The organism is Methanothrix sp. (assembly GCA_029907715.1).
GTDB lineage: Archaea > Halobacteriota > Methanosarcinia > Methanotrichales > Methanotrichaceae > Methanothrix_B.
Map to the genome: position 1 here is coordinate 36,329 of JARYLI010000008.1, position 16,280 is coordinate 52,608.

Consider the following 16,280-nt stretch of genomic DNA (forward strand, 5'->3'; position numbering starts at 1 on the left):
ATCTCGGGATAGTGGCCTTTGGGGGCAGGAGGCAAACTTTTAAGAATCAATCTACCATATCTCCGTGGGGGATTGGAGCTAGCTGGGGTCGGAAATCGGGAACGCTACCGCATTCAGGGGATGGTTTTGGACTATGAGCGAATCTGTGCGGCTGAAGGTTGCAGAGGCAGATCAGAGGGATGTGGGAAAGGGCATAGCCAGGGTCAGCGATGAGTATATGAAGAGAATGGGCGTGCGCCCGCTTGATGTCATCGAGATCACAGGCGACAGGAGAACCGCTGCGCTGGTCGTGAGCGCTTACAGCTCAGACCAGGGGCTGGACATCATACGCATGGATGGCCTGATCAGATCGAACGCCGGATCGAGCATAGGTCAGTATGTTGAGGTGAAGAAGGCGGAGTGGTCAGAGGCGAAGCATGTGACCCTCGCCCCCGTGACGAAGGGCATGCAGATCTTCGCTCCGAGCGAGGTGCTCACCAAGGTCTTCCAGGGGAGGCCGGTGTGCAAGGGCGACATAATCTCGACCACAAGTGTTCGAAGACCACCATCAGATACATTCGGCAGAGAGACGATGTTCGAGGAGATATTCCGGGGTTTCCTGGGAGCGCAGGCGTTCGGCCTGGGAGAGATCAAGCTCAGGGTCGTCTCCACGAATCCCCCGGGGCTTGTCAAGATAACTGATGCGACCGAGATCGAGCTTCTGCCCCAGGCAGTTGAGATTTCAGAGCGCCCGGTGCCATCTGTCTGCTACGAGGATGTCGGCGGGCTGAAGAACGCCATAACCAAGGTCAGGGAGATGATCGAGCTACCGCTGAAGCACCCGGAGCTTTTCGACCGGCTGGGCATAGATCCACCCAAGGGCATACTCCTCTACGGGCCCCCGGGCACCGGGAAGACCATGCTGGCTAAAGCCGTGGCAAACGAGAGCGATGCGTACTTCATATCTGTCAACGGTCCGGAGATAATGTCGAAGTACTACGGTGAGTCCGAGAAGGCCCTGAGAGATATATTCGAGGAGGCTGAGAAGAACGCTCCCGCGATAATATTCCTGGACGAGCTGGACTCGATAGCTCCGAAGCGCGGCGAGGTCACAGGAGAGGTGGAGAGACGTGTTGTGGCACAGCTCCTCTCGCTCATGGACGGCCTGAAGGAGAGGAAGAACGTTCTCGTCATCGGCTCCACAAACAGGCCCGAGGCCCTGGATGTCGCCCTCAGGAGGCCCGGAAGGTTTGACAGGGAGATAGAGCTCGGGGTCCCGGATTATGAAGGCAGGAAGGAGATCTTTCAGATACACACCAGGGGGATGCCTCTTGCAGACGATGTCAACATCGATGAGTTCGCGGAGCTGACCTACGGATTCGTTGGCGCGGACATAGCGGCAGTGTGCAGGGAGGCTGCCATGAATGCTCTGCGCAGGATCCTGCCGGAGATAGATCTGGATGAGCCGACGATACCCAAGGAGATCCTCGACAGGCTCGTCGTCCGGCGGGTCGACTTCGAGGCTGCTCTCAGGGAGATACAGCCCTCTGCGCTGAGGGAGATAATGGTCGAGGTTCCGAAGGTCAGCTGGGATGACATAGGCGGTCTTGAGGACGTGAAGCAGCTCCTCATAGAGGCAGTTGAGTGGCCGCTCCGCTACGCGAACAACTTCAAGAGGCTGGGGATCAACGCGCCAAAGGGAATACTGCTGTATGGACCGCCAGGCACTGGAAAGACCATGCTGGCAAAGGCGGTTGCAAACGAGAGCGATGCCAACTTCATAACGGCGAAGGGAAGCGCGCTCCTATCAAAATGGTACGGCGAGAGCGAGAAGCGGGTCGCGGAGATATTCAGAAAGGCCAGACAGGTCGCTCCAGCTGTGATATTCCTGGATGAGCTCGATGCACTCGTACCGGTCCGCGGCGGTGCGGTTGGGGAGCCCCATGTCACGGAGAGGATCGTGAATCAGCTGCTCTCAGAGATGGACGGCCTGGAGGAGCTCCATGGTGTTGTGGTTATAGGAGCGACAAACCGCCCGGATATCGTGGATCCGGCGCTTCTGAGGCCAGGAAGATTCGACGAGCTTATACTCGTGCCTGTGCCTGACAAACCCTCCAGAAGGAAGATCTTTGAGGTTCACACAAAGAACATGCCTCTGGCTCCGGATGTCGACATAGATGCGCTTGTTGAGATGACAGAGCATTACACCGGCGCGGATATAGCGGCGATATGCAGAAAGGCAGGCCGCCTGGCGCTCAGAGAGAGCATGAGTTCGGAGTATGTTCAGCAGAGGCACTTCCTGGCGGCGATTCGCGAGATAGGTCCCTCTGTGACCCCTGACACCATGAAGTACTACCTGCGGCTTGCGGAGTCGCTGAGGAAGAAGGCATCCAGAGAGATTGAGCGCGGAGATATGTACGTGTGAGGATATGCGGGCGTCGATGTGATTTATCCATGTGAATAAATTGTTAACAGGTCATCTTTTTTATTACATAAAATTTAAATAGTATTACTGATACCCATGGTAATGGGCGGCCGGTCTTACTAGCCGCGGGCTGAAGCTGTCCCTCCATCTTCTTTCTCAGCCCGCACCTCCTTGCCGAAAATGCCTGCGCTCGCATTCCATCTGATGTGCTGCCCTGCAGATCTCCACCCATTCCACCCATGTGCCACCACTCTCCAGCACGGCATTTTTAAAAGAGATCAATTCCAGTTATTTCTTCTATCGCTCTTATCCATCTGATGACTTGTCCGCAGAGAGCAGTCACGCTATGCGCTCGTTTCGACTTATCTTCGACTGCGTCGAAGAGTTCGACGAATTCGAAGGCCCGGCGAGCGAATGAGTGCATTCAGCAACCTCCCGCATGACCTCCAAGTTGCTGAATACATAAGAGCGTCTTCGATTTCATCTGATCACTTGCAGAAGAAGCACTGGCCATCTATCCGCTCCTGGAGAGCGAACGGGTGCTTCCGGCCGCCAGATTGCATGCCCTCAGCTGCTGAGCACATGATGGCGAATACCTCTCCAGAAGCCATTTCAGTGGTATGATCCAGAGAGGGGGCATTAACTCATCCAGCCCCATAACCAGAATCCTCGTTTGAGCCATCCGCATCCAGCCACGCAAAGGATTTTATCTGGGTCTGTGGCTACTTCAGGCAGTATCAATCTGAGGAGAGAAGATGGAGATCTCTGCACAGGAAAAGTACGAGTTCAAGCGTCTGCTGGATGAGCTCAGATCGAAATCTGGAAGGGGCACAGAGCTCATCTCCCTTTACATACCCCCGGACAAGCAGATATCGGATGTGATGGCCCAGCTCAGGGAGGAGCACGGCCAGGCAGCCAACATAAAGTCGAAGCTCACCAGGACCAACGTCCAGAGCGCCCTGGAGTCAGCGATGGCGAGGCTCAGGCTCATCCCTAGAGCTCCCGAGAACGGGGTCGTCCTCTTCATCGGCGCTGTTGACATCGGAGGCAACAGGACAGACATGTACACAAAGGTCATAGAGCCGCCTGAGCCGATCACCACATACCGCTACCACTGCGATTCGTCGTTCCTTCTGACGCCGCTTGAGGACATGCTCTCAGAGAAGAAGACATTTGGCCTGATAGTTCTTGACAGAAGGGAGGCAACCATCGGCATACTCAAGGGCAAGAGGATCGAACCTCTGAAACACCTCACATCAACAGTTCCTGGAAAGCAGAGAAAGGGGGGGCAGTCTTCTCACAGGTTTCAGCAGCTGAGGCTGATAGCAATCCACGACTTCTACAAGAGGATAGGGGAGGCTGCGAACGATGCGTTTCTGAGCATCGATCCGAAGGAGCTTCAGGGCATACTCATAGGCGGCCCATCCCCAACAAAGGAGGAGTTCGTCGCAGGGAACTTCCTGCATCACGAGCTCCAGAAGAAGATACTGGACGCATTCGATGTATCATACACTGATGAGGCCGGCCTCTCGGAGCTCGTCGAGGCTGCGCAGGACAGGCTTCTGGACCTTGAGCTCACCCAGGAGAAGCTGGCCATGCGCCGTTTCATGAAGGAGCTCGTGAGCGACAAGGGTCTCGCATCGTACGGAGAGAAGGAGGTGCGCCAGAACCTCGCCCTGGGGGCAGTGGATCTCCTTCTCCTCTCTGAGGAGCTCAGGAAGACGAGAGTCAAGGTCAGATGTCAGAACCAGAGCTGCGACTACACGGATGAAAGGACGAGGACATCATCATCCCCCGCGATAGGGATCTGCCCCAGGTGTGGCTCGCCCCTCACAATAACAGAGGAGGTTGATCTGATAACAGAGCTCTCCCAGCTTGCTGAGCAGAGCGGAGCAGCTGTGAAGATAATATCCACAGACTTCGAGGAGGGGGCGCAGCTCCTGCATGCATTCGGCGGGATCGCGGCTGTGCTGAGGTACAAGACATCACACCGCTGAATCCACATGCTTCCCGACCCTCACGAGCATTGAAATCCTGCATGGAAACAGATGGATATGACCATGATAGAGATCACAGTTCGCGCCCTGGTGAAGCCCACCGAGAGGGTGGAAAGGGTTGTGATGGCCATAGAGCGGATATTCCCAGACCTCACGCTTGACATAAGGGATGATATGGTACAGGGCTACGGGGGAATATCCTCCCTCCGGGTTTTCCGCAAGATATTAAGAGATGAGAGGATACTTGACACAGCGAGGTCTGTGATGCTTGCGGGCAGGGTGGGCGATTCGTATCAGTTCAGGATAAGCAAGCCCGGAGCGTTCATGGGGCGTGTTGGCTTCCCGCCAGAGGAAGAGCCGCTCGGATCGATACATGTGGAGATATACGGCGGCGATATGGTCCTGGACTGGCTTGCTCCCAGGACTGTAGATGGAAAGCCTGTGATGGAGATAGAGCTGGACGAGGTGGATACATGATAAGTTTCTCCTCAAGCGCGCTGGTGAACAGGCCTTTCGACTGGGCATACCAGCTTGAGGATTTAGGATACACAGGCTGGGAGATCGTCTGCGAGGGCATGCAGCGTCTCACCGAAGAGAACGTGGACGAGGCGAGAAAGATAGCGGAGACGACAGATCTGGTGATAACACTCCATCTGCCATACTCGGATCTGAACCTTGCATCTGTGAACCAGCCAATATGGGAGGAGAGCATCAGGCAGATGAAGAGCTGTTTGACTCTGGCAGCAGATTTCGCAGAGCTCGCTGTGGTTCACCCGGGCCATCTCTCCCCTCTCGGAACGCAGGTGCCGGACCGCGCGTGGGAGCAGAACATTCTCGGGATAAGGAGCATATGCGACCATGCCGCTGACCTGGGAATCACAATTGCCGTTGAGAACATGGTCAACATACCAACGCTTCTGGGCAGGGCGCCGTTCGAGATCGTTGGAATCATGGAGACAGTCGACAGGGAGAACCTGGGATTCACGCTCGATGTGGGGCATGCCAACACAAACGGAAACCTGAAGGAGTTCCTGGAGATCAGAGAGAGGATAACACACGTCCACATACATGACAACCACGGGGAGAGGGATGAGCATCTGCCTGTCGGCTCAGGGACCGTCGACTGGCAGCTTGTCTTTTCATCGCTCAATGGATACAGAGGCAGATACGTCACAGAGGCCAGATCCCTGGTACAGGGCCAGACGAGCCTGAACAGAATAAAAAGGTTGATGTAAGGAGGGTAAGGGGACGGATCGTTCCGCACTGGCTGGATCTGCGCACCCCGAGCAATGAGATGAGGCGGGAAGATAAGAGCGATCTGGAGGCTCTCATCGATGAGCTCCTGAAACACTTCGATGAGAAGGATGCTGCCAGGGAGGAGGCGCTGAGGCTTTCCAGAATTGTAATCAGATTGGCATCAACCGCCATACGCGCCACTCACAGAAGGGAGCGGAGCGAGGCGGAGAGGCTTCTCAAAGAGGCGCGTGAGCATCTCAGCGCGATAAAGAACCTCCTGATCACGCATCAGGACGTGAGATGCTCTGGATTTGTGGACGATGCAGAGCAGGAGTTCGTCGAGGCGAGCGTCCTCTTCTCCCTGATATTCGAGGGGAGAATGCCCACCCACGTGGATCTCGATGTCGATCCGGTGAGCTATCTCGGCGGCCTTGGCGATCTGACGGGCGAGCTCAGGCGGAGCATACTGGAGCTAATAAGGAACGGCAGGCCTGAGGATGGAGAGGTCCTCCTCGAGATAATGGAGGAGATATACCACATGCTCATGAGGTTCGATTACCCTGAGGCCATCATGCGCGGGCTCCGCCGGAAGACAGATCTGGCGAGGTCGATGATAGAGAGGACGCGCGGCGACATAACAAACGCCATCCAGATACAGTCCCTCGAGAGGCATCTCGCCCTTCTGGAGGATAAGCTTAAAGGGTCGTACTCAGATCTCTAGAGCATGAAGTTCGACCCGGCCGAGATCAGAGAGGCTGCTGAAAAGGACTTTGATAGCGCCTGGAAACGTGGCATTGACTATCTCGAGAGGCCCTCGCTGGAGAGGACCTATCCGAGAAGGAGCTATTCTCACGGAAGACCGCACCCTGTCTTCGAGACCATCCAGAGGCTCAGGGAGGCCTATCTGCGCATGGGGTTCACAGAGATGATGAATCCCGTTATAGTGGATGCACAGGAGGTCCACAGACAGTTCGGATCCGAGGCGCTTGCTGTTCTTGACAGATGCTTTTACCTCGCAGGCCTGCCGCGGCCGGATGTTGGCATCTCAGAGAGCAGGCTCTCGATGATCAGGTCGATAATGGGAAGGGATATCACCGCTGAGGAGATAGAGGCTCTCAGAGAGGTGCTGCACAGTTACAAGAAGGGCGCTGTGGAGGGAGACGACCTGGTTCCGGAGATCTCCAGGGCGATCAACGCCCCTGACTCCCAGGTATCGATGATGCTCGAGAGCGTGTTCCCGGAGTTCAGAGAGCTCAAACCGGAGCCCACAAGCAGGACCCTGAGGAGCCACATGACCTCCGGGTGGTTCATATCGCTCTCGAACCTATGGTACAGGACGCCCCTGCCTGTGCGCCTGTTCTCTGTGGACAGATGCTTCAGAAGGGAGCAGTCGGAGGATGCAGCCCGTCTCATGTCCTATCACTCTGCGAGCTGTGTTGTGATGGACGAGGAGATGTCTGTGGACGAGGGGAAGGCGATCTCAGAGGGGCTTCTGAGCCAGTTCGGGTTCGAGAACTTCAGGTTCAGGCCGGATGAGAAGCGCTCCAAGTACTACATTCCGGGGACGCAGATAGAGGTCTACGCCTACCATCCAGGCCTTGTGGGATCTGAGACGAAGTACGGGAGCGGCTGGGTCGAGATAGCAACCTTCGGTGTGTACTCGCCAACAGCCCTGGCCCAGTACGATATTCCATACCCCGTTCTGAACCTGGGGCTTGGCGTTGAGCGCCTGGCGATGATACTCTACGGATCGAAGGACCTCCGTGCTCTGTCCTATCCGCAGCTCCAGCCAGACTGGAGCCTGAAGCCGATCGAGATCGCCAGGATGATACATGTGGATAAGAGCCCTATGACCAGCGCAGGGAGAGATATAGCGAGGTCGATCGTGGAGACCTGTGTGAAGCATGGAAACACCCCCTCGCCGTGCGAGTTCGACGCGTGGGAGGGGGAGCTCTTCGGCCGGAGAATAAAGGTATCTGTGGTCGAGCCGGAGGAGAACACAAAGCTCTGCGGTCCCGCTTACCTAAATGAGATCGTGGTCTACAGGAACGAGATACTTGGAATACCGAGAACACCGAAGTGGGAGGCCGCCTTCGAGGAGGGTGTCCAGACCGGCATAAGGTTCATAGACGCATTCGCGGAGCTGGCAGCGCATGAGATCGAGATAGCGACCATTGAGGGTAGGGACAGCGAGACCAGGGTGAGGATTGTGAGGACCGCGGGCGAGATCAATGTGAGAATCGATCCTGCGCTGGAGAGGTACATCACGAGCTACAAGAAACGCATCGACATCCGCGGGCCGGTGTTCACAACAGTGCGCTCAAAGCTGCTGCAGGGGGATCAATACGGAGAGAAGGCCTGATACCAACCTCGATGAAAAAAGGCTTGCCGGAGAGTCTGCCGCGTCGCTGGTCAGAGACGGCACGGTCGTGGGACTCGGCACAGGCTCCACCGTTGCATGGACGATAAGGGCGATAGGGAGAATGGTGGCTGATGGGCTTGATGTTCTCGGCGTTCCGACATCCTATCAGTCAGAGACGCTGGCGATAGAGTGCGGGATTCCGCTGACGACCCTCTCACAGAATCCGGTGCTGGACCTGGCCATAGATGGCGTCGATCAGATCGATATAGGGATGAACGCAATCAAGGGCGGGGGTGCGGCGCACACAAGGGAGAAAGTGGTATCGATCGCTGCCAGGCGTTTCGTGGTGGTGGCAGATGGATCTAAGCTTGTGGAGGTGCTGAACAGACCCGTTCCTGTAGAGGTCCTGCCGTTTGCGGCAAGGGTCGTCGAGCGCGAGCTCATCAGGATTGGTGGATCTCCTGTGATACGTCAGGCCCGTATGAAGGACGGCCCTGTGATAACAGACAACGGGAACTTTGTGATGGACGTGTCTTTTGGAGAGATACGGGAGCCTGTTTCTCTATCCCGGCAGATATCTCTGATACCGGGCGTGGTTGAGCACGGAATATTCACAAAAATACATGAGCTTCACATCGCCCGCAATGGGACGGTGGAGGTGATCAGGAGAGATGATCTCTGAGTCCAGAACAATCTGGTGGGACGATGGGATAAAGACCATCGACCAGACCAGGCTCCCCGCAGAGTTCGTCGTGATCACGATCAGAAGCGTGAAGGAGCTCATAGACGCTATCACCTCCCTCAAGATACGCGGTGCGCCCGCGCTCGGCGCCGCCGGCGGGTACGGCATCGCCCTGGCCGCGATGAGGTCAGGGTTTCCTGACAGGGATGGTGTGCTGCATGAGATGGAGATCGCTGCAGAGATGATCAAAAGCTCGAGGCCGACTGCGATCAACCTCTCATGGGGTGTGGACCGGGTTCTGAGAGCAGCTCAGGCCGGAGAGGTCGCGGATGAGGTGCGCGAGATCGCGCTCCGCGAGGCTGAGAGGATTGCAGAGGAGGATCTGATCATCAACAGGATGATCGGCAGGAATGGCGCGAAGCTCCTCAGTGATGGTGACAGTGTTCTGACACACTGCAACGCCGGCAGGCTGGCCTGCGTCGGATGGGGCACCGCGCTCGGCGTGATACGCCAGGCTGTGATGGACGGGAAGGAGATCCATGTGTACGCATGTGAGACCAGGCCTCTGAACCAGGGATCCAGGCTCACCACGTGGGAACTCATGGAGGACGGCATAGATGTGACCCTGGTGTGCGACAGCGCATCAGGCATGCTCATGCGCAGGGGCTTGATCGACAGGGTCATAGTGGGCGCGGACAGGATCACGAGGGATGCGGTCTTCAACAAGATAGGAACATACACGCACGCCCTTATCGCGAGGGCACATGGAGTTCCATTCTACGTGGCAGCGCCGCTCTCGACATTCGATGCAGCACACGATGAGAGCGAGATAGTGATCGAGGAGAGGGATGGTGACGAGCTCAGACGTCTCGGGGAGACAAGGCTTGCGCCAGAGGGCGTGAGGGTTTACAACCCCGCGTTCGACGCCACGCCGGTTGAGCTCGTCAGCGCGATAATAACAGAGAAGGGAGTGTTCAGGCCGCCGCTAATGCCTCCTGGCATCTAAGTCTGCCCCATTGCTCATCGGTTAAGGATTTTATGTAAATATATTGACCACGAAATTTGACAAATTGAGACCGTGCCAGATTGGCGAGTTTGGTTCAAATCGACCGCCTGTGGACTTGAGTCCTGATAGCAGTACTGAGGCGAGATAAGACTATTAAGTCCAATTCTACACATGTCGATCTTAACCGATGACGCATGAAGTCTGCCCACATCACCGATCGACAGGATCTGACCTGCAGACTTTCATGAGCGTTCCTGTGATCTCCATTTCAGCAATCCTCATGGTCAGGCCACGATCCAGGCATTATAGATGCGGAAACCAACAGTTAGATATCCTGCCAGAGGTATATCCATGCAGCTTTGAGGGCTCAGTAGGATATTCGATAAGCTCTGTTTGGTGGTTGAGACATGAGGACGATATCGGTTATCTCTGTGCTGATCCTGCTTCTCGCATCCGGCTGTCTCGAGCGGGAGGACTCCCAGACATCAGGCTCCTCTGAGCTGACCGCTAAGATCATCTCCCCGAAGGCGGGAGCTGTTCTGTCAAAGGGTCCTGTGGTCATGGAGGCCAGCGCGCGCGGCGGAAGAGGCCCGTACACCTACGAATGGTGGTCGAGCATGGACCGGTACCTGGGGTCGGGAAGCAGGATAAATGTCGATGCGAGCAGGCTGAAGAGGGGTGAGCATCTCATAGTCGTCAAGGTCCGTGACTCCACAGGGAAAGCGGTTCAGGGAAGTGTCATCGTGGATGTGATCTGAAGCTCCACATCCTCAGAATCCATGCGCGTATGCGTGTGATTCATTCAAAAGCCTCGCGATTGATGCGAAAGTGTAAATAAACCGAGAACTCAACAGAATTCCACCAAACCTGGAGGTGTTCGGGCTGCTTGAGATAGAGGATCTGCATGTCAGCATCGGCGGCCGGATGGTTCTGAAGGGCATAAACCTTAAGATCGATCGGGGGGAGAATCATGCCCTCTTCGGGCCGAATGGATGCGGCAAAACCACACTGCTCAATACGATAGCAGGCGTGCCCAGATATGTTGTGGAGAGCGGGAGGATACTGTTCAAAGGAAAGGATATAACCCATCTGCCAATGGACGAGCGGGCGAGGATGGGGATAGGGATCGCGTTTCAGAGCCCGCCTGCGATAAGGGGGTTGAAGCTGAAGGACCTCATAAAGCTGTGCAACCCTGATGCGAACCCGGAGAAGGTGCTGAGGGAGATGAACTTCCTGGAGTTCGCGGATCGTGAGGTCAATCGCGGCTTCTCCGGCGGGGAGATCAAGAGATCCGAGATGGCCCAGCTGCTTGCGCAGAGGCCGGAGCTTGTGATGCTGGACGAGCCGGATTCAGGAGTGGATCTGGAGAACATAAAGCTCATCGGCAGGGCGATAAACAAGCTCACTGAGAAGGACACGAAGCCGAGCAAAAGGATCCGCTCCGGCATCATAATAACACACTTCGGCCATATTCTCGATTACATTTCAGTAGACAAAGCCCATGTGATGCTGGAGGGCACGATAGTCTGCACAGGCAGCCCGAGGGAGATACTGGAGCAGATCAAGACAAGAGGATACGAGGGGTGTGCCAGGTGCCTATGTCCGACATAGCTGATAGGGCGAGGAAGGCTCTGGGCAAGAAGGCGACCTACGGCCCGGATGTGGACCTCGAGAAGTACGATGTTGAGGCTAAGCCTCACGAAGAGGTTCAGAGACTTGAGGAGATTCCGGAGGACGTCAGGAAGGCAGCGCTGGGGGTCGGCGTGACTCTTGAGAAGGAGGTCGGTGGCGCATACATCCAGATGGACCAGACGCCGGTCGTTGCAAAATCCTCCACAGAGGGGATCGAGGTTCTGGATATAGCCACTGCTCTGAAGAAGTATGATGGCCTCAGGGACTACTGGTGGAAGCTCGTGCCTGTGGACCAGGACAAGTACACGGCAGATGTTGCTCTCCATCCACCTGCGGGATATTTCCTGAGGGCAAAGAGGGGCGCGAAGACGATATTCCCGCTGAAGAGCTGCCTGTATCTAGGGCAGACGAACCTGAACCAGAGGGTGCACAACATAGTAATAGCGGAGGAGGGCAGTGAGCTTCATGTCATCACAGGGTGCACGACGCCCAGCCATGTGCAGAGGGGGCTGCATCTCGGTGTGTCTGAGTTCTTCATAAAGAAGGGCGCGCACGTCAGCTTCACAATGATCCATAACTGGGGGCGCGAGGTCGAGGTCAGGCCCAGGACAGCGATATACATGGAGGAGGGCGCCACGCTCTCGAACAACTACATCTGCCTGACGCCCGCCAAGACCCTTCAGACATACCCGAAGGCGATACTGGATGGGCCGGGTGCGGTGGCGAGCTTCAACACAGTGCTGTACGCTAAGGAAGGGCATCTCGATACCGGAAGCGAGGTCATGCTCAGGGCGCCCGGCTGCAGCGCGGACTCCATAACAAGAGCGGTCTCGGTCGGCGGGGAGATAATAACCCGCGGAAAGATGATCGGAGAGGTGCCCGATGTCAAGGCGCATCTGGAATGCGTGGGGCTGATTCTCTCCGAGAAGGGAAGGATTGACTCCATACCAGAGCTGGATGGGAGATGCGGCGGCCTTGACATGTCACACGAGGCTGCGGTCGGCAAGATCTCGGAGCTGGAGCTGGAGTATCTCATGGCGAGGGGCCTGACAAAGGATCAGGCGACCGGCGTCATAGTCAGGGGATTCCTGGATGTGGAGATAAAGGGCCTGCCAGAGTCCCTCAGGGAGGAGCTGAGGAGGATAACGCAGCTTCAGGAGCTGCATGGAGGAGCCTGAAGGCAAGCGCCTCACAGACGCCTGATCTCCGGAAACACCATCACATTCTGCCGATAGGTATGCGCGTGATCAGATCGCTGCGTCATGAGTCTCACAGACGCCTGATCTCCGGGAACACCATCACCTCCCCCTCCATCTCGACCACGGGGTGGAGTTTTCCGGTGTCAATCCTCCTGAGCAGGGGTGAGAGCAGATCGGAGTTCTCCAGATGGTTCACAGCCACACCCTGGCAGAGGGGATTGAAGGCCGGCAGGACGATGATGTCCATGCCGTCCATGATACCCCCGCCGAAGAGGTAGCACGGTATGCGCATCATCTCGACATCCAGCACCGGATGCTCGTGGCCCATTATCAGATGGCCGTGCTCCCTCAGGTCCTCGTCCCCATGGGATACCGTGTATCCCCCCTCATCGTATCTCCTCTGAGCTGTGAATCCCATGTATGGCAGCATCCCGTCATGTGTGCCTGAGACCAGGACAAGCTCACATCTGGACCGGATTGCGCTCAATACAATTTCAAGCTTCCTCCGTATCCTCTGATCCGCCCGTCCGAATGAATGCACCACATCTCCGGCGAGGACGAGCTTTCTTGGATTGAATCTTTCCAGTATGTGCTCAATCCTTTTCAGCAGCTCCTCCCTCTCTCTCAGCGGAAAGACGAGACCCTGAGCGAAGAGCACCTCCTCCAGGCCTATGTGGATATCCGAGAGCACACATGTCCCGATCTCTTTAATATAAAGTGATCCCAGAAGGAAATCGAACCTTTCAAACAGATGCTCTCGCAGATCCTCGATGCTCACGCTGCGCTCTCTCCCGCGATCCTCTCCATCACCCTTCTCTGGAACTCCTTCAGAAGCGCAAGCCTATCCTGCGCAAGAACGACATCAGGAGCTCCAATGGACGCTATTCCGAATGCCATCGGGCCAGGCGACGGGCTTATCTTTCTCACGATCTCTATATCCCCGGTGTTTATTGCTGCCACAACGCTATTCATGTTATCAAGCTCGAACTTGTCCTCGATGATCTCGCGGTAGCTCTCCTTCAGGACCGCGAAGTCCTCGAGCCGCTTTGCGAGACCTATGAGCATGTCCGCGGATACCTGCTGCCTTCTAGCGCTCTTCCTGTGCCCCATGTAGTTCCTCAGGATCATGAAGAACCTGGTGGCGTTTATCCTGAACACCCTCTTCAGGAGGTTTGTGTTCTCGACCGCTCTCCTGAGCAGATCCTCGCACATCTCAGGCCTGATTGATCTTAGAGCTGTAATGGGATCTGCCCTCGAACCCTCAGCGATTGAGAGCATGAAGCCTGTGTCCGCGATCGATACCAGAACGTTGCTCCTGCCCTCCCTTGAAATGAGGTATGCGATCATCCTGCTGAATCCATCGTTGAATTTCAGCCCATAGTTGGTCATGAAGTAGTACACCCTTCTCCCTCGCGAGAGGGTCTCCTCCACAACGATGCGCCTGTCGGTCGAGACGGAATCCTCTCCGAGGTACCTGATCTGCTGCTCGAATATCTGGTAAATGCTCCTGGCGCTGTTCTCGTCTATCGGGAGCATCTCGAGGAGGTGCTGAACAACCACCTCCTCATCAGCTCCCCTGATGAGATCGAGCATGTGAGCCCTGAACTGAAGCACCCTCAGGCCGAGATCAAATGACAGTGGTAGTTTCTCAGAGAACCAGCTCGGTATCGTAGGACGCTCTCCGGTGGGATCAACGTAGATCTTTCCGCCACGCCTGTATCTGAATGCATACGATCTGCCGCCAAGGACGAACACATCGCCCTTTGAGAGCCGCTCCAGGTATTTCTCATCCAGGTTCCCGACCCACCTCCCATCTCTTGTGACGACATCGCAGGAGAACTCGTCCGGTATCGTCCCCATGTTGAGCATGTATATCATCCTGGAGTTCCTGCCGCGTTTGCCGAACTCACCCGTCGCAGGGTCGTACCAGATCTTCGCATAGATATTTCTCTCCTCCAGATCGGCATAGGCACCCGCGAGATAGCTCATGACAGACCTCAGATCTCCCTCGCTGAGGTCCCTGTAGCAGTACGATCTTCTTATGATCCTCAGCGCATCCTCGATCCGCCATCGCCGCTCCAGGGCCATGCCGAGGATGTGCTGGCAAAGAACATCAAGACAGTTTCTGGGTATGTGTATCCTGTCCACAAATCCCTCTCTTGCGCATCCGAGCATCACCGCGCACTCTATGAGCTCGTCCCTGTCAAGAACAACGACCCTCCCCTTGACCACCTGATCGAGGCTGTGGCCTGCTCTCCCTATCCTCTGGAGCAGAGCAGCCACAGACTTCGGCGACCCTATCTGGAGGACGAGATCCAGATGTGGCATGTCTATCCCGAGTTCCAGTGATGTGGAAGAGGTCACAACCCTCAGATCCCCTGATTTCAGCCTCTCCTCAACATCCAGCCTGCTCGTCTTCCCCATTGAGCCGTGATGGCACCCTGAGTTGCTCTCGTTGTATCGATCCGGATACCTGGCCCTGAGGTTGTAGAGTATCCGCTCGGCCCCGTTCCTGGTATTTGTGAATATGAGCGTGTTTCTGTGTGACTGTATGAGCTCATCCAGAGTCTCGTACAGCGCCCGGCTGAGCTCTCCCGGAGTCGTGGAGATTAGATCGGGCACCGGGCATATCAGCCTTAGATCGAACTTTCTGGAGAACCTGGTGTCGATGATCTCAACCTCTCTGCCCACACCACCGAGAAATGCCGCGACCTCCCGGAGCGGCTCGATGGTCGCGGAGCAGCCGATCCTCACAAAGCTATCCCCGCCTGTCTCCCTTTTGAGCTCCTCCAGCCGCTCCAGGCTGAGCGAGAGGTGAACGCCCCTCTTGGAGCCTGCAAGCGAGTGTATCTCGTCGACTATGACCCACCTGACGGTCCTGAGCTTCTCCCTGAAGCGCGGTGAGTTCAGCAGCAACGCCAGGCTCTCAGGCGTTGTGTTCAGTATGTGCGGGGTCTTTCTGAGCATCTTCGCCCTGTCTGATGATGATACATCCCCATGCCTGATGGCGTGCCTGATCTCCACCGCCTCTATTCCCTGCTCTGCAGCGATCTCCTGTATCTCAGCCAGGGGGCGCTCCAGGTTTCTGTGTATGTCATTGGCCAGCGATCTCAGCGGCGATATGTAGAGGCAGTACACGCTGTTCTCGAGCCCGTCTGTTCTGGAGAGTATGAAGAGGCTGTTTATTATGGAGATGAAGGCGGACAGCGTCTTGCCCGATCCAGTTGGTGAGCTTATGAGCACGCTCTTTCCCGCGTGGATCAGGGGCACTGCGAGCCTCTGGGGCGGTGTGAACATCCTCTCCCGGCCGCCAAAGCTTCTGATCCACCATTCCCTGACCGTATCATCGAACAGAGAGAGTATCTCATCGTCTGAGTGATCCATCCGCATGAGTTATCCCGGGCGTGGACATAGATCTTGTGGTCACATGAGTTCTGGCCCCCGAACAGATGAACATGCTCTCAGAGATCAGCATGCACCGGCATACTGCCGCCCGAACACCACAGGGTCGGATTCCTGTGAATTCGGTGACGCTCTTATGTATTCAGCAACCAGAAGGATGCAAGACGGTTGCTGAACGCAATCATTCGTTCGCCAGGCCTTCGACGAAGTCGAAACGAGTGCATGGCAGGACCGGTGACCCTGCGGACAAGTTACCAGATGGATAAGAGCGTCCAGTGATGCGAGCACACGAGCCAAGACCACCGATGAGATAATCTCGTGGAATCCAGCTACCTAAAGCCCGCCAGGATGCGATTGCGC

At 56.1% G+C, this 16,280-nt stretch carries 13 protein-coding genes; 11 read left to right on the forward strand and 2 right to left on the reverse strand.

Annotated elements, in window-relative coordinates; all coding sequences use genetic code 11:
- Positions 1 to 133: 133 nt before the first annotated feature.
- From QHG98_06475 to QHG98_06525, 11 genes are all read left to right on the forward strand, one after another.
- Entirely contained in the window at positions 134 to 2,404 is a 2,271-nt protein-coding gene (locus QHG98_06475; GenBank protein MDH7597363.1) for a CDC48 family AAA ATPase, read from the forward strand.
- Between the two features lie 755 nt (positions 2,405 to 3,159).
- A complete protein-coding gene (gene prf1 / locus QHG98_06480; GenBank protein ID MDH7597364.1) occupies positions 3,160 to 4,401 on the forward strand; it encodes a peptide chain release factor aRF-1 in 1,242 nt (413 codons plus the stop codon).
- 63 nt (positions 4,402 to 4,464) lie between these two features.
- Positions 4,465 to 4,878 carry an RNA-binding domain-containing protein gene (locus QHG98_06485; protein ID MDH7597365.1) on the forward strand — a complete coding sequence of 138 codons (414 nt, stop codon included), beginning with the start codon at positions 4,465 to 4,467 and terminating at the stop codon, positions 4,876 to 4,878.
- The gene (locus tag QHG98_06490) at positions 4,875 to 5,636 is read left to right on the forward strand and encodes a sugar phosphate isomerase/epimerase family protein (GenBank protein ID MDH7597366.1); all 762 of its coding nucleotides are present in this window, start codon (positions 4,875 to 4,877) and stop codon (positions 5,634 to 5,636) included. The genes QHG98_06485 and QHG98_06490 overlap by 4 nt, the downstream gene beginning before the upstream one ends.
- A 59-nt stretch (positions 5,637 to 5,695) precedes the next feature.
- Complete coding sequence (locus QHG98_06495; GenBank protein MDH7597367.1) at positions 5,696 to 6,358, forward strand: translin family protein; 663 nt, start codon at positions 5,696 to 5,698, stop codon at positions 6,356 to 6,358.
- Between the two features lie 3 nt (positions 6,359 to 6,361).
- Complete coding sequence (gene sepS, locus QHG98_06500; protein ID MDH7597368.1) at positions 6,362 to 7,999, forward strand: O-phosphoserine--tRNA ligase; 1,638 nt, start codon at positions 6,362 to 6,364, stop codon at positions 7,997 to 7,999.
- A complete protein-coding gene (gene rpiA, locus QHG98_06505; protein MDH7597369.1) occupies positions 7,977 to 8,681 on the forward strand; it encodes a ribose-5-phosphate isomerase RpiA in 705 nt (234 codons plus the stop codon). The genes sepS and rpiA overlap by 23 nt, the downstream gene beginning before the upstream one ends.
- Positions 8,671 to 9,687: an S-methyl-5-thioribose-1-phosphate isomerase gene (locus tag QHG98_06510; protein ID MDH7597370.1), complete on the forward strand. Its 1,017-nt coding sequence runs from the start codon at positions 8,671 to 8,673 to the stop codon at positions 9,685 to 9,687. Before rpiA ends, QHG98_06510 begins: the two co-directional genes overlap by 11 nt.
- A 407-nt stretch (positions 9,688 to 10,094) precedes the next feature.
- Positions 10,095 to 10,445 (forward strand): hypothetical protein, encoded by a 351-nt coding sequence (locus tag QHG98_06515; GenBank protein ID MDH7597371.1) that lies wholly within the window; start codon positions 10,095 to 10,097, stop codon positions 10,443 to 10,445.
- 115 nt (positions 10,446 to 10,560) lie between these two features.
- Complete coding sequence (locus QHG98_06520; protein ID MDH7597372.1) at positions 10,561 to 11,298, forward strand: ABC transporter ATP-binding protein; 738 nt, start codon at positions 10,561 to 10,563, stop codon at positions 11,296 to 11,298.
- The gene (locus QHG98_06525) at positions 11,286 to 12,497 is read left to right on the forward strand and encodes a SufD family Fe-S cluster assembly protein (GenBank protein ID MDH7597373.1); all 1,212 of its coding nucleotides are present in this window, start codon (positions 11,286 to 11,288) and stop codon (positions 12,495 to 12,497) included. The genes QHG98_06520 and QHG98_06525 overlap by 13 nt, the downstream gene beginning before the upstream one ends.
- A 91-nt stretch (positions 12,498 to 12,588) precedes the next feature.
- On the opposite strand, the gene QHG98_06530 is transcribed toward QHG98_06525, so the two are convergent.
- Both QHG98_06530 and QHG98_06535 read right to left on the reverse strand, forming a co-directional pair.
- Complete coding sequence (locus QHG98_06530; GenBank protein ID MDH7597374.1) at positions 12,589 to 13,296, reverse strand: metallophosphoesterase; 708 nt, start codon at positions 13,294 to 13,296, stop codon at positions 12,589 to 12,591.
- Positions 13,293 to 15,902: an ATP-dependent helicase gene (locus tag QHG98_06535; GenBank protein MDH7597375.1), complete on the reverse strand. Its 2,610-nt coding sequence runs from the start codon at positions 15,900 to 15,902 to the stop codon at positions 13,293 to 13,295. Before QHG98_06535 ends, QHG98_06530 begins: the two co-directional genes overlap by 4 nt.
- Between the last annotated feature and the right edge of the window lie 378 nt (positions 15,903 to 16,280).